General features: G+C 72.4%; 18 protein-coding genes. 16 read left to right on the top strand and 2 right to left on the bottom strand.

Features of this window, described 5'->3' with window-relative positions; all coding sequences use genetic code 11:
• The first annotated feature begins 13 nt into the window (after positions 1-13).
• Positions 14-988 carry an EamA family transporter gene (locus tag ADL05_RS04055; RefSeq protein ID WP_053615491.1) on the top strand — a complete coding sequence of 325 codons (975 nt, stop codon included), beginning with the start codon at positions 14-16 and terminating at the stop codon, positions 986-988.
• A 147-nt stretch (positions 989-1,135) separates the two neighbouring features.
• Here the strand turns inward: ADL05_RS04055 and ADL05_RS04050 are convergent, their stop codons facing one another.
• Positions 1,136-2,368, bottom strand: coding sequence for an NAD(P)/FAD-dependent oxidoreductase (locus ADL05_RS04050; protein WP_053615490.1), 1,233 nt, complete (start codon positions 2,366-2,368; stop codon positions 1,136-1,138).
• A 139-nt stretch (positions 2,369-2,507) separates the two neighbouring features.
• Here ADL05_RS04050 and ADL05_RS30275 point away from each other — a divergent pair, with 139 nt between their 5' ends.
• From ADL05_RS30275 to ADL05_RS04025, 5 genes are read left to right on the top strand one after another with little or no spacing between them, the layout of a single operon-like run.
• Positions 2,508-3,116, top strand: a complete 609-nt coding sequence (locus ADL05_RS30275) for a TetR/AcrR family transcriptional regulator (protein ID WP_053615489.1) — start codon at positions 2,508-2,510, stop codon at positions 3,114-3,116.
• Positions 3,117-3,121: 5 nt separating this feature from the next.
• Positions 3,122-3,469, top strand: a complete 348-nt coding sequence (locus tag ADL05_RS04040; RefSeq protein ID WP_053615488.1) for a non-heme iron oxygenase ferredoxin subunit — start codon at positions 3,122-3,124, stop codon at positions 3,467-3,469.
• A gap of 45 nt (positions 3,470-3,514) precedes the next feature.
• Positions 3,515-4,795 (top strand): aromatic ring-hydroxylating dioxygenase subunit alpha, encoded by a 1,281-nt coding sequence (locus tag ADL05_RS04035; RefSeq protein WP_053615487.1) that lies wholly within the window; start codon positions 3,515-3,517, stop codon positions 4,793-4,795.
• A 28-nt stretch (positions 4,796-4,823) separates the two neighbouring features.
• Positions 4,824-5,423: a 3-phenylpropionate/cinnamic acid dioxygenase subunit beta gene (locus ADL05_RS04030; RefSeq protein ID WP_053615486.1), complete on the top strand. Its 600-nt coding sequence runs from the start codon at positions 4,824-4,826 to the stop codon at positions 5,421-5,423.
• Positions 5,424-5,469: 46 nt separating this feature from the next.
• Positions 5,470-5,838 carry a DoxX family protein gene (locus ADL05_RS04025; protein WP_053615485.1) on the top strand — a complete coding sequence of 123 codons (369 nt, stop codon included), beginning with the start codon at positions 5,470-5,472 and terminating at the stop codon, positions 5,836-5,838.
• 277 nt (positions 5,839-6,115) lie between these two features.
• Here ADL05_RS04025 and gabT read toward each other — a convergent pair whose 3' ends face one another.
• Positions 6,116-7,456, bottom strand: coding sequence for a 4-aminobutyrate--2-oxoglutarate transaminase (gene gabT, locus ADL05_RS04020; protein WP_053615484.1), 1,341 nt, complete (start codon positions 7,454-7,456; stop codon positions 6,116-6,118).
• Positions 7,457-7,739: 283 nt separating this feature from the next.
• Between gabT and ADL05_RS04015 the strand changes: the two genes are divergently transcribed.
• The 10 genes from ADL05_RS04015 (at position 7,740) to ADL05_RS03970 (ending at position 21,103) form a co-directional block, all read left to right on the top strand.
• Positions 7,740-9,176, top strand: coding sequence for a PucR family transcriptional regulator (locus tag ADL05_RS04015; RefSeq protein WP_053615483.1), 1,437 nt, complete (start codon positions 7,740-7,742; stop codon positions 9,174-9,176).
• 142 nt (positions 9,177-9,318) lie between these two features.
• Positions 9,319-12,366, top strand: a complete 3,048-nt coding sequence (locus ADL05_RS04010) for a DEAD/DEAH box helicase (RefSeq protein ID WP_053615482.1) — start codon at positions 9,319-9,321, stop codon at positions 12,364-12,366.
• Positions 12,367-12,470: 104 nt separating this feature from the next.
• Positions 12,471-13,355: an Fpg/Nei family DNA glycosylase gene (locus ADL05_RS04005; protein WP_053615481.1), complete on the top strand. Its 885-nt coding sequence runs from the start codon at positions 12,471-12,473 to the stop codon at positions 13,353-13,355.
• 106 nt (positions 13,356-13,461) lie between these two features.
• Positions 13,462-14,481, top strand: a complete 1,020-nt coding sequence (locus ADL05_RS04000; RefSeq protein ID WP_053615480.1) for a LacI family DNA-binding transcriptional regulator — start codon at positions 13,462-13,464, stop codon at positions 14,479-14,481.
• A gap of 189 nt (positions 14,482-14,670) precedes the next feature.
• Positions 14,671-16,383, top strand: coding sequence for an ABC transporter substrate-binding protein (locus ADL05_RS03995; protein WP_053615479.1), 1,713 nt, complete (start codon positions 14,671-14,673; stop codon positions 16,381-16,383).
• A gap of 328 nt (positions 16,384-16,711) precedes the next feature.
• The gene (locus tag ADL05_RS03990) at positions 16,712-17,707 is read left to right on the top strand and encodes an ABC transporter permease (protein WP_053615478.1); all 996 of its coding nucleotides are present in this window, start codon (positions 16,712-16,714) and stop codon (positions 17,705-17,707) included.
• The gene (locus ADL05_RS03985) at positions 17,704-18,612 is read left to right on the top strand and encodes an ABC transporter permease (protein ID WP_053615477.1); all 909 of its coding nucleotides are present in this window, start codon (positions 17,704-17,706) and stop codon (positions 18,610-18,612) included. The genes ADL05_RS03990 and ADL05_RS03985 overlap by 4 nt, the downstream gene beginning before the upstream one ends.
• Positions 18,612-19,562, top strand: a complete 951-nt coding sequence (locus ADL05_RS03980; RefSeq protein WP_053615476.1) for an ABC transporter ATP-binding protein — start codon at positions 18,612-18,614, stop codon at positions 19,560-19,562. Before ADL05_RS03985 ends, ADL05_RS03980 begins: the two co-directional genes overlap by 1 nt.
• A gap of 8 nt (positions 19,563-19,570) precedes the next feature.
• Positions 19,571-20,482, top strand: a complete 912-nt coding sequence (locus ADL05_RS03975; protein ID WP_053615613.1) for an ABC transporter ATP-binding protein — start codon at positions 19,571-19,573, stop codon at positions 20,480-20,482.
• Between the two features lie 417 nt (positions 20,483-20,899).
• Positions 20,900-21,103, top strand: a complete 204-nt coding sequence (locus ADL05_RS03970) for a cold-shock protein (RefSeq protein WP_053615475.1) — start codon at positions 20,900-20,902, stop codon at positions 21,101-21,103.
• Positions 21,104-21,138 lie beyond the last annotated feature (35 nt).

Below are 21,138 nucleotides of genomic sequence, written 5' to 3'. Positions count from 1 at the left end.
TGATCTTGGACACATGCCGATCCGTCACCGATTGCTCGCCCTGTCCGTCGCCCTCATGTGGGGCCTCAACTTCATCGCCATCGACGCCTCGCTCGCGCACTTCCCCCCGTTCTTCCTGGTGGCCCTGCGCTTCGCGCTGATCGCCGTCCCCACGGTGCTGTTCGTCCCGTGGCCGAAGGTGCCCGCGCGCTGGCTGGTGGGCTACGGGCTCGGTTTCGGCACCCTGCAGTTCCTGTTCCTGTACTGGGGCATGGCCGCCGGGATGCCCGCGGGCCTGGCCTCCCTGGTCCTGCAGTCCTCCGCGCCGTTCACCGTGCTGCTCGGTGCGACGTTCCTGCGCGAACGCGTCAGCGGTCGGCAGCTGGTCGGCATCGTGGTCGCCGTGTGCGGGATGACCCTGGTGGGCTGGCAGCGCGCGGAGAACGCCACGGTCGTCCCGTTCCTGCTGACCCTGGCGGGCGCGTTCGGATGGGCGATCGGCAACACCTGCAACCGGCTGGCCAAGCCGGCCGATCCGCTGCGCCTGACCCTGTGGATGTCGGTCGTCCCGCCGCTGCCGATGCTCGCCCTGGCCCTCGCCGTCGAGGGGCCCGCGCGGATCGGCACGTCCCTGACCTCGTTCGACGAACCCGGCGCGCTCGCCGCCGTGGCCGGTCTGGCCTACACCGTGGTGGTCGGCACCGTGTTCGGGTCCGGTGTGTGGACCTGGCTGATGGCCCGCCACCCGGCGGGCGTGGTGGCGCCGTTCTCGATGCTGGTCCCGGTCGTCGGGATGACCGCGGCCTGGGTGGTCCTGCGCGAGACCGTCAGCCCCGGCGAGCTGATCGGCGGCGCCCTGGTCGTGGGCGGGGTGCTGCTGGGCAGCACCCGGCGCCGCGCGCCACGCGTGCCGGTGCCGGACGTCCGCGCGACGGCGGAGCCGGTGGCGGCGGTGGGACCGCCCCGGAGCGGGAGGGTGGGCGCCTCCCGCCCCGGGGCGGTGGAATGAGCCCGGTCCGGGACGGTGGGATGAGCCCGGTCCGGGACGGTGGAACGGGCCCGGGCCGCGGCCAAACACCTGCCCCAGGTGCCGTCCGGAACGGCTCCCGCGCCACGGGGTACGAGGCGAAGCGAGGGTTCGAGACCACGGACCGGCTCAGGGCACGGGTGCGGCCCGCAGTTCGCGCCGCGCGGCCGAGTGGTCGCGCGGGCGGTCCAGGCTCTCCACCGCCAGCAGGCCGCCCCCGGCCAGGCAGCGCACGGTGAACGGGCCCTCGCCGGGAGCTCCGCCGACGTCGGTCGTGTCGTAGCCCGTCGAGAGCCCGGCGATCCGCAGCGTGTGGTGGTACTGGTCGGACCAGAACACGGGCACCCAGCCCTGCCCGGCGTAGGGGCCCGGGTCCTCGCCCGCCAGACGGGCCGCGACGTGCTCGGCCGAGGCGGAGGCGTGGCCGACCGACTCCAGGCGCAGTCGCCCGCCGTACCCGGCGCGGGGGAAAGCGGCCACGTCGCCGACCGCGCTGACCAGCGGGTCGCGCGTCGTGCGGAGCGCGTCGTCCACGGCGATCCCGCCCGTCCCGGAGTCCTGTTCCAGGCCCGCGGCCGACGCGAGTCCGGTCTCGGGGCGGACCCCCAGCCCGACGACCACCAGATCCGCCGCCAGCGCGGTGCCGTCGGCCAGGCGAACCACCCGGGGGGCTCCCCCTTCCCCTGGTGCCACGTCCACGCACCTGGTGCCGGTGATGACGCGCACCCCGTGCTCCTCGTGCAGGCGGGCGACCGCCGCCGACGTCACCGGGGTGCACACGCGGCCCAGGACGCGGGGGCCGGCCTCGACCACCGCGGTCGGGCAGCCGCGCCCTCGTGCGGCCGCGGCGACCTCCAGCCCGACGAAGCCGCCGCCCACCACGACCAGCCGGACCCCCTCGCGCAGCAGGGGTCGCAGCCGCGCTCCGTCAGCGGCCGTGTGGACGGTGTGCACGAGGCCCGGCCGCTCCGCCCACGGCGGGGGGACCACCGGGCGTGAGCCGGTCGCCAGCACCAGGTGCCGGTAGGAGACCGCCTCGCCGCCGTCCACGGCCACCGTGCGCCGGGTGCGGTCGATGCCGATGACCCGTGCGCCGACGCGGACCGCCACGCCCTGTTCGGCCAGCCACGCGGGCGAGTACATCGACAGCCGCCGTGCCAGGTCCGCCTCCGTGCCGACCGGTTCCGTGCCCGCCGCGCCGGTGAGTTCGTCCTTGGTCAGCGGCGGGCGCTCGTACGGCGGGTGGGGCTCGGCTCCGAGCACCGTCAGCCGGTGGGCCAGGCCCCTCCGGTGCATCGACGCCACCAGGTGGCCCGCGGCCATTCCGCCGCCGACCACCACGACATCGCCTGTGGTCCGCATCGTGAACCTCCTCGTTCCTCCGGCCGACGCGCCCCGTCGGCGCGTCCCCTTGACCGGAGTCTTCGTTGAGCATACGCTCAATGAGCAAATACTCAATGAGTGATTGCTCAACGAATATTCCGACCCACAGGAGGCACCGATGGCGACGAGCCGACAGCAGGCGGCCGAGGAGCGGCGCCGCCACATCCGCGAGGTCGCGCTACAGCTCTTCGCGAGGTACGGGTTCGCGGCGACGACCACCAAGCTCATCGCGAAGGAGGCCGGGGTGGCCGAGGGGCTGCTCTTCCACTACTTCAAGAACAAGGTGGAGCTGCTCCGCGACATCGCCGACTCCCCGGAGCTGGACCGCGCCGCCGTCACCGGCACGCTGCGCGCCTGCGACCCCGCGTCGCCCGGTGAGGGCGTGCGCGCCTTCGGCACGGCCCTGCTGGCCCACCTGCGTGAACGCGCGGACCTCATGGCGGTCCTGGCCGCCGAGGGCCAGCTCGACGGCGAGCTGAACGGCCTGTTCTGGCAGGTGGTCGAGGAGTTCCGCGCGGAACTGGCCCAGTGGCTCACCCGTGCCGCCGGGCCCGACGCCCCCGCGGCGGCCGCGGCCTCGGCCGTGACCTCGTCCCTGTCGTTCTTCTTCCTCGAACACCGCCGCGACGACGACGAGCAGTGGGACCGTCTGGCCGAACAGCACGTTCTCGGCCTCGCCGCACTCGTCGTCCACGGCATCGCCCCCCGCCCCGGACCGGAGGAGTGAGACCGATGACCGACCGCGAGCCGACCTGGCTGCCCGCCGGGTCCAGAGCCGACCTGGCCGCCGAGGGAGCCCTGGTGGTGTCAGGGCCGCGCGGGGCGATCGCCGTCTTCGACACCCCTGAGGGGCCGCGCGCCCTCAGCGACACCTGCACGCACGGCCAGGCCTCGCTCTGCGAGGGCTGGGTCGAGGACGGCACCGTCGAGTGCCCAGCCCACCTGGCCGTGTTCTCCCTGCGCACCGGCCAGGCCCTGTCCGGGCCCGCGACCGAGCCCGCCACCGCCTACCGGGTCGAGGTGCGCGGCGACACGGTGGGCGTCCTCCTCGACGCCACCGGGCCGGAAGGCGCCGGCTGACCCGCCATCGACCGGACCGAACACACCACGACGATCGGAGCGAACATGACCACCGCACCTCCCGAGGGCCCGTCGGCCGCCGCACGGGACCTCATCGACCTCGACCTCGGAACGCTGAACCGCGAGGTCTTCGAGTCCGGGCCCCTCCTGCGCACGGAGCTGGCCACCGTCTTCACCCGCAGCTGGCTGTTCCTGGGCCACGAGTCCCGGCTAAGCCGCCCCGGCGACTTCACCACCGCCGTCATGGGTCAGGACCACGTCATCGTGACCAGGAGCAGGGACGGCCGGATCCGTGCCTTCCTCAACGTCTGCCGCCACCGCGGGATGCGCGTGTGCCGGGCCGACTCCGGGTCGGCCACCCGGTTCACCTGCTCCTACCACGGTTGGTCCTACGACGGCACGGGCGCGCTGGTCGAGGTGCCCAACCACGACGACGGCTACGAGGGACGCCTGCCCCTGGACCGCTGGGGCCTGGTCCCGGTCACCCGGGTCGAGTCCTACCGCGGATTCGTCTTCGGCTGCTGGGACGAGGACGCGCCCCCGCTGGCCGAGTACCTCGACGGCTACCGGGGCGTCCTGGACTGGGCCACGGACGGACTCGACGAGCCCGAGCTCGTCGGCCCGATCAAGTGGCGCCTCCAGGGCAACTGGAAGCTCGCCGCCGAGCAGTTCGCCAACGACACCTACCACCCGCAGACCGCGCACCTGTCCGCGACGTCCCTGCTCGGCGTCAACATGCCCACCGAGGGCCGCGAACTGGGCAGCCGCTACGGCCACGGCTGGACGATCATCCTGCCCGAAGACCCCAACTACGCGGCCTTCACCTTCGGGCGCGATCCCGACTCGGCGGAGCCCGGGCACCAGGCGCTCATCCACGGCACCGTCTTCCCCAACTTCTCGATGCTCGGAGACCGCGTCCTGCGCGTGTGGCACCCCCGCTCGGTGGACGACATGGAGATCTGGTCCTGGGTGCTGGTCGACGCGAGCTGGTCGCCCGAACAGCGCCGGCAGGCGATGCGGATGGCCACCCTCACCTTCTCCAGCACCGGCATCGTCGAGACCGACGACAGCGAGAACTGGTCCGAGATCCAGGCGGTCGGCGGCGGCCACGTCACCGGCCGGACCGCGCTCAACTACCAGATGGGGCTGGGCTCGACGACCACGGGAGACCCGGCCGTCCCCGGGTTCACCGGCGAGGTCGGCCACATCCTCAACGACGTCGGCGCGCGGGCCTTCTACCGCCGGTGGCTCGAACTCATGGAAGGCCCCGCTCCGACGCTGCCCCAGACCGCGCCCGCCCCCATGCCCGCCCCGAGCGGGCGCTGACCCACCGATGAGGAAGTGAAGAGCCGCCATGACAGCCACCCCGACCACCACGATCTCCACACAGTCCTTCCGGCCCCGGCCGCCCGAAGCCGGTCCCGTGGAACGGCCACGACCCGTGGACCCCGCCGAGCAGCACGAGATCGAGCAGTTCCTGTACTTCGAGGCCCAACTCCTGGACGAGGCGCGCTACTCCGACTGGCTGGACCTGCTCGCCGAGGAGGTCGCCTACCGGATGCCCTCCCGGGGCAACCGGCTGCACCGCGACCTGACGAGGGAGGCGGGCGGCCCCGGCGACCTGGGCCACTACGACGAGGACCTGGCCACCCTGCGCCTGCGCACCGCGCGCGTGCAGCAGACGGTCGCCTGGTCGGACAACCCGCCGCCGAGGGTCGTGCGCGCGGTGACCAACGTCCAGGCCACTCGACCGCCCGATCGGGGCGAGGACGTCTTCGCGGTCCGCAGCGTCGTGAACGCCTACCGCAACCGGCTCGCCGACGACACCGACCACTTCACGGGTTTCCGGGCCGACGTGCTGAGGCGGGGGCCCGAGGGGCTGTTGCTGGCCGAGCGCACCGTCTATCTGGCCGACAGCGTGATCCTGGCCAAGAACGCGTCGCTGTTCCTGTGAACCGGACCGCCGCCGCGGGCGGCGCGGAGCGAGAGGAGGTGCGGCCATGCCCCTGGCCGTGACGGTCCTGTCGGTGGTGCTGGCCATCGCCTTCGGCGCGACCGGCGCAGCGAAGGCACTCGGTTCCCGGGCGCTGCTGGACCGGGTCGCCTACCTGCCGGTCGGCGCGGGCGTCCTGCGCACGGCGGGACTGGTGGAGGTGGTGTGCGCCGCGGGCCTGGTCGCGGGGGTGTGGCTGCACCCGCTCGGTCTGGCCGCCGCCGCGGTGCTGGCCGTGCAGTCGGCGCTCGCCGTGGCCGTCCACGTGTGGGCCCAGCGGGACCGCGGATCCCTGGTCGCGGCCGCGCTCCGGATCCCGGCCGCCTACACGGGCGCGCTCGTGGTGCTGCTGGCCGGTCTGCTGGTGTGGACGTGAGGAGACACGCCCACGCGGCTCCGCCCGCGTCCCGGACAGGGGACGCGGGCGGAGCCGGGACCTCGGCGGGGTCACTGGGCGCGGGGTCTACCAGAACCAGGGCACGCGCCGCCGTGACCGGGCGATGTCCGCCAAGGGGGTCTCGCGAGGGGCCGGCCCGAGCACGGGCCGAAGCGAGGAGAGCGCGGAGACCCTCGGCCGTGTTCCGCGGATCATTCCGGGCTCGCGGCGATCGGCGCAAGCGCCGAGCCAACCGAGAGCGTCCACGGAGCACGCCCTAGGAAAGCCCGGCGAACGCCTCGGCCAGGATGTCCAGGCCCTCGTGCAGGAGCTCGTCGCCGATCACCAGCGGCGGCAGCATGCGCACGACGTTGCCGTAGGTGCCCGCGCTGAGCAGCACGAGCCCCTGCGCGTGGCAGTAGGACAGGATCTTCGCCAGCGCCTCGGGGTTCGGCGCTTTGTCCTCGCCCCGGACCAGCTCGATCGCGACCATCGCGCCGCGCCCGCGCACGTCGCCGATGACGTCGTACTTGGCGGCGAGCTCGCGCAGGCGGCCCAGCATCAGGTCGCCGATCTCCCGCGCGCGGCCGACCAGGCCGTCGGACTCGATGGCCTCCAGCGCGGCCAGGGCGGCCGCGCAGGCCGCCGGGTTGCCGCCGTAGGTGCCGCCGAGGCCGCCGCCGTGCACGGCGTCCATGAGCTCGGCGCGGCCGGTCACCGCGGCCAGCGGCAGGCCGCCGGCGATGCCCTTGGCCGTGGTGATCAGGTCCGGGACGATGCCCTCGTGGTCGCAGGCGAACATGTCGCCGGTGCGCGCGAAGCCGGTCTGCACCTCGTCGGCGACGAACACGATGCCGTTGGCCCGGCAGAAGTCGACGACGGCGGGCAGGAACCCGGCGCCGGGCTCGATGAAGCCGCCCTCGCCCTGGATCGGCTCGACCACCACGGCGGCGACGTTCTCGGGGCCGATCTGCTTGGTGATCTGGTCGATCGCCTGGGCCGCGGCCTCCGGGCCGCAGTTCTCCGGGCCGGTCGCCCAGCGGTACGGGTAGGCCATGGGCACCCGGTAGATCTCACCGGCGAACGGGCCGAAGCCCTGCTTGTAGGGCATGTTCTTCGCGGTCAGGCCCATGGTGAGGTTGGTGCGGCCGTGGTAGGCGTGGTCGAAGACGACGACGGCCTGGCGCCCGGTGGCGCTGCGGGCGATCTTGACCGCGTTCTCCACCGCCTCGGCGCCCGAGTTGAGCAGGATCGACCGCTTCTCGTGGTCGCCCGGCGTGACCCGGTTCAGGGCCTCGCACACGTCCACGTAGGCCTCGTAGGGGTTGACCATGAAGCAGGTGTGCGTGAAGCGGCCCATCTGCTCGGCGGCCCGCTCCACCACGCGGGGGTCGGCGTTGCCGACGTTGGTCACCGCGATGCCGGAGCCGAAGTCGATGAGGGCGTTGCCGTCGACGTCCTCGACGATCCCGCCGCCGGCGCGCTCGACGTAGACCGGCAGGACGCTGCCCACGCCCTGGGCGACGGCGGACGCGCGCCGCTCCTGGATCGCGCGGCTCTTCGGGCCGGGGATCTCCGTGACGATCCGACGGGACTGGACGACCTCGGTCGTGGCCATGCGGCTGCCTCCTCTGTGCTTGCTTATTCGCTGCGCTCTCCCGCGCCCCCGCCCGCCACCACGTTCGGCGGATGCCTGCGGCGCGGGCTCTTCCTGCGAACCCGCCTCCGGACCCGCCGGAATCCTGGCGGCGCCCGACCCGGCCCCACGGGCCGGGCGGTCTCAGAGAGTGACCCTAAGGTCGGCGGTCGCCGACACACATGGACACAGTGGATAATCGATCCAGGGCCCTGTGCCAATGCGGCGGGGTCCGGGCGGTCGAACACGTGGAGGGGAGGCCCCGATGCCCCCGACCCTGGGCGCCCTGCTGCGCACGCCCAACCTGCGGCTGTCCCTGCTGACCGGCCACGAACGGCTGGACCAGAGGGTGGAGTGGGTGGCCGTCAGCGAGCTGACCGACCCCACGCCCTACCTGGCGGGCGGCGAACTCGTCCTCACCACCGGCGTGCGCTGGGCCGACGCCGCCCCGGACCCGCGCGAGTACGTCCGCCGCCTCGCCGAGCGCCGCGTGGCCGGACTCGGCTTCGGAGCCGGCGTGGTGCTGGAGCGCACCCCAGAACCGCTGCGCGCCGCGGCGGCCGAGTTCGGTCTCGCCCTGATCGAGGTGGCCCGCGAGACCCCGTTCATCGCGGTCGGCAAGGAGGTCTCCCGGCTCCTGGCCAAGGAGGAGTACGAGGGCCTGACCCGGGCCTTCACCGCGCAACGGGCGCTGACCCGCGCCGCGCTGTCGGGGGCGGCGGCGGTCGTGGAGCGCCTGGCGCGCGAACTCGACGGCCGGGTGCTGCTGCTGGCCTCCGACGGCGGCGTCCGCCACGCCGCGCCCGCGCGGGCGGCCGAGTCCTCCGCCGTCGTGGCGGCGGAACTGTCCCGCCTGCGCGGTGCCGGACCCCGCGCCAGCGTGTCACTGACCGCGGACGGCCTGCACCTCTCCGCGCAGCCCCTGTCCGCCGGGCGCCGCGTGCGGGGCTTCCTCGCGGTCGGGACCGAGCGCCGGCTCGGCTCCGACGACCGCACCCTGGTCAACGCGGCCGTGTCCCTGCTCTCCCTGGAACTGGAGCGCACCGCGCCGGGCCGGGGCGCCGCGTGGGGCGAGGGCGTCCTGGCGGCGCTGGTCACCGGGGCACTGGACCCCCGGGCCCCCGGCGCGGCGGACCTGCGCCGACTGCTCCCGCCCGAACCCGTCGTGGTGGCGGTGGCCGCGGGCCTCGGCGACTCCGGCCCGGCCGAGGGCGTGCTCGCCACCGAGCACGACGGCCGGGGACTGCTCCTGGCTCCCGCCGACACTCCGGACGAGGCGCTGGCGGAGGCCCTGGAGGGGCCGGCCGGGGTGAGCGAGGCGGCGGGGTACGGCGACCTGGCCCCCGCCCTGTCCCAGGCCGAGCGCGCCCTGGCCGCGGCCGAGGAGGGCGACGGCGGGCTGGTGCGGGCGGGGGACCTGCCGGGCGGGCTGCTCGGGCTCGTGGACACCCCGGCGGGCGCGCGGATGGCCGACGACCTCCTCGCGCCGCTGACCGGGCAGCGCACCTCCGCCGAACTGCTCGCCTCCCTGCGCGCCTACCTCGCCGCCTCGGGCCGCTGGGACACCGCGGCCGACGCCCTGGGGGTCCACCGCCACACCCTGCGTTACCGGATGCGGCGCATCCGCGACCTGCTGCCGGGCGACCTGGACGACCCCGACTACCGGGCCGAACTCTGGATCGCGCTGCGCGTGCGCGGCTGACCGATGTCACGCAGGGTGAAAGTCGGGACGTATTCCGGCATTCCAGGGATCTCGCACCGGCCCGTCCGCGACAATGGACGTTGCTAGCGGGGTGTAGTCGCGCGGTCACGCGGTTCGCGCGCAAGGCCGGGGGTTGTGTGTTGTGAGGTCACTACGGGACGACGAGCACGAGACGGGAGGCCCGGGCCCCGGAGGCACGGTGGTCGGGGCGGTCGGCATCCGACCCGTCACCCAGGTCGCCCGTTCGGGCGTGGGCCAGGCGTCGCTGCGGTGGAAGCCGCCGATCGACCGCTCCGAGGTCCGGTCCCTGCTCTCCTACCTGCGCGCCTGCCTGAGCCGGGAGGCCGTGCACACCCACGGGGTGCGGGCCGAGCACGTGGACTCCGACACCTGCGCGTGCCTGCCGACCGGGCCCGAACTGCTGTTCAGCGGGGCGCGCGAGACCCTGCCGCTGCATCCGGAGTCGGCACGGGTCCTGCGCCTGTCGCTGCGCCGGGGGCAGGCGCTGCGCTACGGCTACCCGCTGGTGGTCGTCGGCGAGGGCGCGGACCGGGCGGCCCTGCCGCTGCTCACCGTGGACGTGCGGGTGGTCGACGACCTGGAGGCGGCCACGGGGGCCTACGACCCGACCGGCGCACAGGGGCCGCTGGTCCGGCCGGTGGGGCCGCCCGACGTCAACTGCGCGCTGCTGGAACGGCTCGGCATCACCGATCCCGAGGACCTGTTCGAGCTGCGGACCCGGCTGCGCACCGGCGCCCCCGACACCGCCCGGCGGCCCGCGGCCGTCGCCGAACTCGCCGCCAAGGTGCGGACCCTGCTCAGCCGGCTGGAGATCGAGCGGGTGGACGACATCGACCCGCTCGGCACCCGGGGGCTGCCCCGGGTCATGGACCCCGGCGCGCACAACGTCGCCGTGGTCTTCCGGGCGGGGCCGGGCGGCCAGTTCGACACCGACGACCCCGAACCGGGCGGCGTGGAGGGGATTCTGGCCGACCTCGACCCCGCCGACCGCGACGGGCTCAACCCCGACGAGGTCGCAGGGACCGCACTGGCGTCCCTGCTCGGCGGCGGGGCCCGGGACACCGGCGCGGCGGGCGGCGACGGGGACACGCCCCCCATCTCCGCGACGGCGCTCACCCAGTCCCAGTACGAGGTCGTGCGGTCGGCCATGCGCGACCGGCTCACGGTGGCCGCGGCCCCGCCCGGCAGCGGCCTGACCGACCTGCTGGACGCCCTGGTGCGCACGGCCGTCGGCCACGGCCTGCGCGTGCTGGTCTGCGCCGCCGCCGAGGACGACGTCCGGGACGTCCTGCGCGCGGCCGAGTCCGCGCCCGCGCACCCCGTCGTCCGGATCGGCGGCCCAGGTCAGCGCGCCGCCGAGATCCGGCTGCTCGACCGGATCCTGGCCGAGCACGCGGGCCCGCCCGCCGAGGGAGCCCGCACCCCGCCCGGCGCCGAGGACGCCGCCCGGCACTGGCGCGAGCTGTCCGAGGCCTGGAACCGGGTCCAGGAGGTGTGGCGGACCATGGACACCCTGGCCTCCGGCGGCCACGCCCTGGCGCGGCTGGCGGTCGAGCGCGTCCACAGCATCTCCCAGGGCTGGGACCCCGACCGGCTCTTCACCCCCGAGCACGGCGGTCCCGAGTACTGGCTCCACCGCGCCGAACGGGCCAGGTCCGGCGGGCTGACCGGACTGCAGCACCGCACCGCCATCCGCCGCGAACTGGGCGTGCCCACCGACCCCGACAGCCTGGTCCGGCTGTGCGCGGTCGCCCGGATGGAGAGCGAGTGGCGCGAGGCCGTCGACCGCCGCACCGGCTGCCCGCCGCTGGGCCGCCTCACCGCGGAACTCGCCGACGCCGGGGAGCGCCACCAGCGGGCCGGGGCGGCCTGTCTGCGCGCGGTGACCGAGCCCCGGCTGCGCCGGGGCCGGGCCGCCGTCGAGAACCGCCTGGAGACGCTGAACTGGCACCACGGCAGCGGATGGCCGGGCCTGCCCGCCCTGCTCGACACCCTGCCCGCCTGGGTGTGCCGCACCGACCAGGCCCGCGCCCTGCCGCCGACGGCCGGACTGTTCGACCTCGTGATCGTGGCGGGCGCCGAGCGCACCCGCGTCGCCGAACTCCTGCCGGTCCTGTACCGGGCCACGCGCGCGGTCGTGATCGGCGACCCCGCCCATCCCGGCCCGACGAGCACGCTGGAGCCGGACGAGGAGCGGCGCGCCCTGGCGGCGGCCGGGACCACCGCCGACCAGTTGGAGGCCCGGGGCCTGCGGCACGGGTCCGGTTCGGCGCTGCGGGCGGCCTACAAGGCGGCCCCGCCGCTGCTGTGGCTGGACGAGCACCACGGAGCGTCGCCCGAGCTGGCCGAGATCGCCTCCCAGCGCTGCTACGGCGGCCGCGTCGCGGTACGCACCGCTCCCGACATGACCGGGCGGGGCGTCGTCGACTGGCGCGATGTGGCCGGGACCTGCGAGGCCGCGCCGGGCGCCTCCTACATCAACCGGGACGAGGCCTACCGGGTGCTGGTCGTGGTGGACGAACTGGACGCCGAGGTGCCGCCCGGGACGACCATGGCGGTCGTGGCGCCCACCCAGCCGCAGGTGGCGCTGATCCGGCGGCTGCTGGCCAAGCGGGTGCTCCGGCACGACGTCCGGGTGGGCGGCGCCGACCTGCTGGGCCGCGACGGCGACACTGTGGACCTGACCGTCCTGTCGCCCATGCTGGCCAAGGGCTCGCCCGCCATCGCCGAACGCCGGGTCCGTCGGATGAGCCACCTGTGGTCCACCGTGTTCACCCGCACCCGGCGGCTGGTCGTGGTCGGCGACCGCACGTACTGGTCGGGCGAGGACGGCCCGCTCGGCGACCTGCTGGCCTCCGCGGCCGACACCGGCGCCATCGGATCCGACCCGGCGCGCGCCACCCTCGTCGATCGGCTGCGCGGGGCCGGGACCAGCGTGCTCACCCGGCAGACGATCCAGGGGTGGACCGTGGACCTGGTCGTGCACTTCGGCGCCCGGCGGCTCCTGCTGCTGCTCGACCGCGAGTCCCACGGCCGGGGCCTGCGCCACCTGGTCGCGCGGGGCGAGGCCCTCAACCGCACCACCGGGGACCCCGTCGTGGTCGTCCCCGCCTGGCGCTGCCTGGCCGACCCGGAGACCCTGGTCAGGGAGATCCTGTCGGCGCGTTAGCCGCGCTGTCCGGGCACGGCTAGTCTGACCGGTGCGAAGGTTCGGAGTGCGAGGACCGTCCCCTTCCGGGGGCCGGCCCGGACCGGGTCGGAAAGGGGCCGGAGTTGCCTGAGGGGCACACGCTGCACCGCTTGGCGGCGCACTTCGACAAGGCCTTCGGCGGCGGCACCGTGCGTGCGTCGAGCCCGCAGGGGCGCTTCGCCGCAGGGGCCGCGCGCGTGGACGGCCGGGTGCTCGCCGAGAGCGAGGCGCACGGCAAGCACCTGTTCCTGGGGTTCGACTCGGGGGAGTGGGTGCGGGTGCACCTCGGGCTGTACGGGGCGTGGACCTTCGGCGACGCCGACGGCGAGCGCCACCTGGGCGCGCCCAGGGCCGAGGGGGCCGGGCGCCTGGACCTGGAACGCGACGCGGAGGGCTTCGTGGTGCCCCCGGCACCGGTCGGCGCGGTGCGGGTCCGGTTCGTCAACGCCGCGGGCTGGGCCGACCTGCGGGGCGCCTCGGTCTGCGAGGTGATCACGGGGGACGAGAAGGCGGCCGTGCAGGACCGCCTGGGGCCCGACCCGCTGCGCGCGGACGCCGATCCCGAGCGCGCCTGGCGGATGGTCAGCCGGTCGCGGACGACCATCGCGGCGCTGCTGATGCGGCAGGACGTGGTCGCGGGCATCGGCAACATCTACCGCGCGGAGTCGCTCTTCCGCGCTGGGCTGGACCCGCTCACCCCGGGACGGGACCTGACCCGTGACCAGTGGGAACGGCTGTGGACCGACCTGGCCGGACTGCTGCGCGACGGTGTGCGCGACGGCTACATCATCACCACCCGGCCCGAGCACCGGCCCGATCCGGGCGCCCGTCCGGTGCCCCGGCCCGACACGCTCTACGTGTGCTACCGGACCGGCGAGCCCTGCCGGGTGTGCGCGTCGCCCGTGGCCGCGCGTGAGCTGGCCGGACGCACGCTGTACTGGTGCCCCGGATGCCAGGGCGGCCGCTGACCGGTCGCGGCCCCCACTCGCGCCCGAGGCGGCGCGCATCGTGTGCGTTACAATCCCATGCCGTCTGCTTAACCGGTTCAGCAAAGGAGGCGAAGTGGGGGCATTAATGCGGCGTCCGACCATCATGGACATCGCCAAGGCGGCGGGGGTGTCCAAGGGGGCGGTGTCGTACGCGCTCAACGATCGGCCGGGGGTCTCCAAGGCGACCCGCGCCCGGATCCTGGCGATCGCGCACGATCTCGGATGGGCGCCCAGCAGCACCGCGCGGGCCCTCTCGCCGGGCGGCCGGGTCGGCGCCCTGGGCCTGGTGGTCGACCGTCCGGCCCACTCGCTGGGCGTCGAACCGTTCTTCATGCAGCTGGTCTCGGGTATCGAGGCCGAGCTGGCCGTCACCGGTATGGACCTGTTGTTGCAGGTCACCGAGGACGCCGATGCCGAGTTGGCGGTCTACCGCCGGTGGGCGGCCGAACGCCGGGTGGACGGGGTCATCCTGGTGGACCTGCGCGTCGACGACGCGCGGGTCGCCCTGGTGGAGGACCTGGCGCTGCCCGCGGTGGTGCTCGGCGGGCCCGACGGCGCCGGAACGCTTCCGTGCCTGTACAGCGACGACGCCGCCTCGATGCGCGAGGTGGTGCACTATCTGGCGGCTCTCGGACACGAGCGTATCGCACACGTCTGCGGCCCGGGCGGCCTCGTGCACTCGCGGGTGCGCTCGGAGGCCTTCGGGCACGCGGCGGCCGAGGCCGGGCTGCACCAGGCGTTCTCGATCGAGGCCGACTACACCGGCGAGGCCGGGACGCGCACCACGCGCAAGCTCCTGGCCAGGTCCGATCGTCCTACCGCACTCGTCTACGACAACGATCTGATGGCGGTGGCCGGCCTGGGCGTGGCCCGGGAGATGGGGGTGGACGTGCCCTCGCGGCTGTCCATCGTGGCCTGGGAGGACTCGGTGCTGTGCCAGCTGGTCCGCCCGTCGCTGACCGCGGTCTCCCGGGACGTGCCCTTCTGTGGCGGCGAGGTGGCCCGGATGCTGGCCCTGGCGGTGGCCGCCGAACCCCTGGGACCACGCGAGGCACCCCGCGGAGAGCTGCACCCGAGGGCCAGCACGGGCCCCCGGAGAGCATGACCACCACCCGTCGCCGCTGTTACAAGGCCATAACAGCGAAGTGTCGGGGATTGACGGCATTCGTCCGCGCATGTTGTTGTTAACGTCACTTACCCGGTTCAGCAAACGGCCCATCCCGGCATCGTCTGGGAGCGCTCCCAGCTCTAGGGGATCCCCCCACGGGCCGTCCGGGTCGAAGGAGGAGTCGAGATGAGATCGCTGCGGCTTCCGGCGGCACTCGCGGCACTGGCCATCGCGGCCACTGCCTGCTCGAGTGGCGGCGGAGAAGAAGACACCGGCTCGGGGTCCTACCCCCGAGAGGAGACGCTGTACACCACGGGCACGGCCTGGGGTCCACCCACGAGCTGGAACCCCATGATGAAGGGCCAGTACGCGGTCGGCACCATCGGTCTGGCCTACGAGCCGCTGTTCCTCTTCGACTCGGCCGAGGGCGAGTACGTCCACTGGCTCGCCGAGAGCGACGAGTGGACCGCCGACAACGTCCACGAGATCACCCTCCGCGAGGGCATCACCTGGACCGACGGTGAGCCCCTGGTCGCCGAGGACGTGGTGACCACGCTCGAACTCGGGCAGATGGAGGGCTCGCCCTACAGCAACCTGTGGGACTACGTCGAGTCCGTCGAGGCCACCGACGACCTGACCGTGGCGGTCACCTTCTCGGAGTCGCGCCCGCAGGAGTGGATGAACTGGGCGTACACCAACCCCATCGTCCCCTCCCACATCTGGTCCGAGATGTCGGAGACCGACGTCATCGAGAACCCGAACGAGAACCCGGTCGCCACCGGTCCCTACGTCTACGAGTCGCACGCCGACGACCGCATGGTCTGGGAGCGCAACGACGACTGGTGGGCGATCGAGGCCCTCGACATGGACATGGACGCCCGCTACATCGTCGACATCGTCAACGCCTCCAACGAGGTGACGATGAACATGCTGACCCAGGGTGAAGTCGACCTGTCGAACAACTTCCTCCCGGGCATCGACCAGGTGCTGGAGGGCGACGAGACGCTCACCAGCTTCTACGACGGTCCTCCGTACATGCAGAGCGCCAACACCGCCTGGCTGGTCGTCAACCACGACCGCGAGCCGATGAACGACGTGAACTTCCGCCAGGCGCTGGCCCACTCGATCGACATGCAGGCGATCATCGAGGGCCCGTACTCCAACCTGGTCGAGGGCGCCAGCCCCACCGGCCTGCTCCCCGCCTGGGACGAGTTCATCGACCACGAGCTGGTCTCCGAGGAGGGCTTCACCTTCGACCAGGACGAGGCCGTCGCGATCCTGGAGGCCAACGGCTACCTCGACGAGGACGGGGACGGCTTCGTCGAGACGCCCGACGGCGAGCCCATCGAGCTGACCCTGCAGGTGCCCTCCGGCTGGACCGACTGGATGGAGTCGGCCCGCCTGATCGCCGAGCACGCCCAGGCCGTCGGCATCAACGTCACCGCCGACTTCCCCGAGTTCGACCTGCTCGTGGACAGCCGCAACTCCGGTGACTTCGACATGCTCATCAACAACGAGCGCCAGCAGAGCAACACGCCCTGGACCTACTACGACTACCTGTTCCAGCAGCCCGTCCAGGAGCAGCAGACCACCGTCAACTTCGGTCGGTACGAGAACGAGGAGGTCTGGGAACTGGTCGAGGAGTTCGCCGCCCTGCCGGTCGACGACATCGAGGGCCAGGTCGAGCTCAGCTCGCAGATCCAGGAGGTCCAGCTGACCGAGCTGCCGGCCATCCCGCTCTGGTACAACGGCCTCTGGGCGCAGCACAGCACCAACAACTGGACGAACTGGCCCTCCGAGGCCGACGACACGCCGGACTACCCGGCCGCGCTCTGGAACGGCTGGCTGGAGCTCAGCGCCGTGCAGATGCTCGCCGAGCTCGAACCGGCCGGCGAGTAGCCACTCCGAGGCCGGGGCGTCAGGAGCTCCCACCTCCCGCCCCGGCCGCTCCCAGCCCCGGCCGGACCGCGATCCCCGTGACGAGCCAGTGCGGACGTCACCGGTCCGGTCCGGCCGGGGCCGTGTCCCGGCGGGGCGGGCGCCGCCCCCAAGCCCGGCGCCCGCCCCGCGAGGGGCGCGCGGGATTCCGCACGAGGAGCCGCCGCCGCGGCCTGCTCGCGAGCAGGCCGGCCGCGCCGAGGAACCCACCGTGCCCCGAGCCCCACCGATCCCGGTCCCAGGGCAACGGGGCCCTCGACCGTCCGCCGCCATCACCCTGGAGGAAAGTGTGTGGCGCTACATCGGCCGCAAGCTGGCCGTCTACCTGCTGACGTTCGTCGTCGCGGTCACGATCAACTGGATGATCCCCCGGTTCATGCCGGGGGACCCGGTCCGGAGCATGCTCTCCCGAGCCTCGATCAGTGACCCCGAGGCCCTCGAACGCATGAACTCCTACTACAACGAGGTCTTCGGACTCGACACCCCGCTGTGGCAGCAGTACCTGAGCTTCTGGGCCGGGCTGTTCCGCGGTGACCTGGGGATCAGCATCATGCTGTACCCCGAGCCGGTGATCGACATCATCCTGCGCTCGGTCCCCTACACCCTCGCGGTCCTGCTGCCCGCGATCATCCTCAGCTGGATCGTCGGCAACCGCTTCGGCGCCTTCGCCGCCCGCAGCAAGATCCTGGACAACACCATCCTGCCGGTCGGCTACGTCCTCACCGCGACGCCGTACATGTGGCTGGCACTGCTGTTCGCCTGGGCCATGGGCGTCGTGCTCGGCTGGTTCCCCGTCTCCGGCGGCTACAGCTACTCACTGCGCCCCGCGTTCTCGGGGGAGTTCGTCTGGGACCTGGTCATGCACTGGTTCCTGCCGTTCCTGTCCATGTTCGTCGTGGCCCTCGGCGGCTGGGCGATCGGCATGCGCAACATGATCATCTACGAGTTGGAGGCGGACTACTCCAACTACCTCCAGGCCCTGGGCGCCCCGCGCAAGCTCATCCGCCGCTACGCGTTCCGCAACGCGATGCTGCCGCAGATCACCGGTCTGGCCGTCCAGCTGGGCACGATCATCGCCGGAGCCCTGCTCACCGAGATCGTCTTCAACTACCCGGGTCTGGGTTCCCTGATCCTCGACTCCCTCACCAACCGCGACTTCTTCCTGCTCCAGGGCATCTTCCTGTTCGTGGTCGTGGGAGTCCTGATCGCCAACTTCATCATCGACATCGTCTACGTTCTGGTCGACCCGCGTACCAGGGTCCAGATGACGGGAGGAGCGGCATGACCGACGTCGCGGGCGCCACGGGCGCCGACAAGGCGCCTGCCCCCGAACCGGCCGCGGAGCGCAGGTTCTCCGAGACCCTGCACTTCGCACGGCGCAACCCCAAGCTCCTCATCGGGTCGGGCATCGTCCTCACCCTCCTGTTCATCGGGCTCATCGGCCCCTTCTTCGTCGGTGACGACCCCAACGCCTACGTCGGGCCGCAGAGCGAGCCGCCCAACGGCGAGTACTGGCTGGGCACGACGAGCTTCGGCCAGGACATCTGGGCCCAGTTCGTCTACGGCCTGCGCTCCACGTTCCTGATCGGCGTGTTCGGCGGCGGCGTCGCGTTCGTCATCGGCACCGCCATCGGCTTCGTGGCCGGGTACAAGGGCGGGATCATCGACGAGGTCCTCAACATGATCACCAACGTGGTCCTGGTGCTGCCCGCCATGGTCGTCCTGATCGTGGCCGTGGCCTACCTCGACGCGCGCGGAGTGTTCGTCCAGGGCCTGTTCATCGGACTGACGTCGTGGCCGTGGGCCGCGCGCGCCGTGCGCTCCCAGACGCTCTCCCTGGCGACCCGCGACTTCGTCGACCTCGCCCGGCTGAGCGGACGCCGCACGTGGCGGATCATCACCACCGAGGTCGCTCCGAACATGAGCTCCTACCTGGTGATGACCTTCATCCTGCTCTTCGGCAGCGCGATCCTCATCGCCGCCGGCCTGGACTTCATCGGCCTCGGCCCCACCAACGGCGTCTCGCTCGGACTGATGCTGGAGAGCGCGGTGGCCTGGAGCGCGCTGCAGCTGCAGATGTGGTGGTGGTTCATCCCGCCCGGCCTCGGCATCACCACGCTCGTCGGTTCTCTGTACATCCTCAACGTGGGTCTGGACGAAGTGTTCAACCCCAAGCTGCGGGAGCTGTGATGACCCTGCGCGTCAAGGACCTGAAGGTCTACTACCAGACCCTGCGCGGGGACGTCCACGCCCTCGACGGAGTCACCTTCGACCTCGCCGACGGCGAGATCATGGGCCTGGCCGGGGAGTCGGGCTGCGGCAAGTCCACCCTGGGCAAGAGCCTGATCCGGCTGGACTCGCGGATGCGCCACGTCGGCGGCTCCATCGAGCTCGACGGCAAGGACCTGCCCATCGCCGACGACGACGCGATGGTGCCCTTCCGCTACCACGAGATCTCCCTGATCCCGCAGTACGCGATGAGCGCGCTCAACCCGACGCGCAAGATCGGGCGGATGATCAACGAGCTGCTCCGCGCGCGCGGGCTCCGTCCGGCCGACATCGCCGAAGAGCTGGAGCGCCGGCTGGAGCTGGTCGGCCTGGACACCGACGTGCTCAACCGGTTCCCGATCGAGCTGTCGGGCGGGATGAAGCAGCGCGTGGTCATGGTGATGTCCACCCTGCTCAACCCGTCGCTGCTGATCGCCGACGAGGCCACCTCGGCCCTGGACGTGTCCACCCAGCGCTCCGTGGCCGAGTCGATGGTGGAGTTCCGCGACCGCGGCTACGTCAAGAGCATGGTGTTCGTGACCCACGACATCTCGCTCGTGTACCAGATGGCCGACACGATCATGGTGATGTACGCGGGCCGCATCGCGGAGAAGGCCTCCACGAGCACGATCATCAACAACCCGCAGCACCCCTACACCCAGATGCTGATCTCGGCGCTGCCCGAGGTCGGCTCGACGGCGGAGGAGACCCGCCTGGAGGGCATTCCCGGCACGCCGCCCGGACTGCTCCACCCGCCGACGGGCTGCCGGTTCAAGGACCGCTGCCCGATGGCCTTCTCCAAGTGCAACGAACAGCCGCCGCTGCTCGAGATCGAACCCGGCCACTGGGCCGCTTGCTGGAAGACGGGGTGAGGCAGACCATGCTGGAACTCGACCGCGTGCACAAGGTGTACCGCGTGGGAGCGTTCGGCGGCGGGCGGCTGCGCGCCGTGCGCGACGTCAGCCTGACGGTGAAGCCGGGGGAGGTCGTCTCGCTCATCGGTGAGAGCGGCAGCGGCAAGAGCACCATCGGCAAGATGGTCCTCGGCCTGTTCAGGCCGACGTCGGGCCGGATCACCGTCGAAGGCACCGACATCACCACGATCAAGGGGTTCGCCGCCCGCAAGGAGTACTACCGGAAGGTGCAGGGGGTCTTCCAGGACCCGTTCAGCTGCTTCAACCCCATCTTCAAGGCCGACCGGGTCTTCGAGATGATCCGCAGCTCCTACTTCCCCGGTGTCTCGGACGCGGACTGGAGGGACAAGGTCCTGGCGGCGGTGGGCACCGTGCGCCTGGACCCGGAGAACGTCCTCAACAAGTACCCGCACCAGCTCAGCGGCGGCCAGCTCCAGCGCCTGCTGATCGCTCGGGCGCTGCTGCTGGACATCAAGCTGCTGGTCGCCGACGAGATCATCAGCATGCTGGACGCCTCCACCCGGATCGACGTGCTCAACCTGCTCGGCGATCTCAAGGAGCGCGGACTCGGCATCCTGTTCGTCACCCACGACCTGTCGCTGGGCAACTACGTCAGCGACACGTCGGTGATCCTGCGCAAGGGCGCCATCGCGGAGATGGGTCCCACGCTGCGGGTGTTCGACAACCCGCTGCACCCCTACAGCCGCCACCTGCTGTCCTGCGTGCCGCAGCTGCACCGCACGTGGGCGGAGGTCGACGCGGAGCTGGCGGCCAATCCGCCGGAGGACGTGACGCTGCCGACGGTCGCGGAGGACGACGACTCCGCCCCCCTGCTCGAAGCCGAGGAAGGCCACTTCGTCGGGATCGACCAGGGCTGAGGCCCGTCGCGCCGCACCGTGCCCGGCCCGGAGAGGGAGGGTCCACGACCTCCTGGTTCGCCCCCCGACGGAGGACTGGACCCTCTCCGCGCCGCCCGTTCCGCCGCCCGTGGACGACACGCGGGCGGCTTCCGCGTGAGCGGAGGGTGGCGAGCGGGTGTCGATCCCAGGCGTCACAGGGGTTTCCCGCGCGGACCGACCGTATTCCTCAGGACGTGGTGCGTGTTGCCACACTCAGAGCCCTCGCCAACGCGCTCGTCTGTGATAAGTTCAGTAGTGATTGTTAGTCGTTGAATTTCGCAGTTGGTGTCTTGCCCGCGGAGTTTGTGACCGGCGGGCGGTTTCTCATGGATCGGCTCGCGGCAATTATCGGGCGTGTGAGTATGCGTCCGTGTACACCGAGCTGAAGGAGAAAACATGGCTCAGGGAACTGTGAAGTGGTTCAACGGCGAGAAGGGCTTCGGCTTCATCTCCCCCGACGACGGTGGCCCCGACGCCTTCGTTCACTACAGCGCGATCCAGGGCACGGGCTTCCGTAACCTGGAGGAGAACCAGCGCGTGGAGTTCGACGTCGTCGCCGGCACCCGCGGCCCGCAGGCCGAGAACGTCGTCGCGATCTAAGACGTAGACACGTCGTAGGGCGCCCCCGGAAGGTT

The organism is Nocardiopsis sp. NRRL B-16309, assembly GCF_001279585.1.
In the GTDB taxonomy this organism is placed as follows: domain Bacteria; phylum Actinomycetota; class Actinomycetes; order Streptosporangiales; family Streptosporangiaceae; genus Nocardiopsis.
The sequence above is the reverse complement of the archived record's forward strand: the minus strand, read 5'-3'. Positions and strand labels throughout refer to the sequence as shown.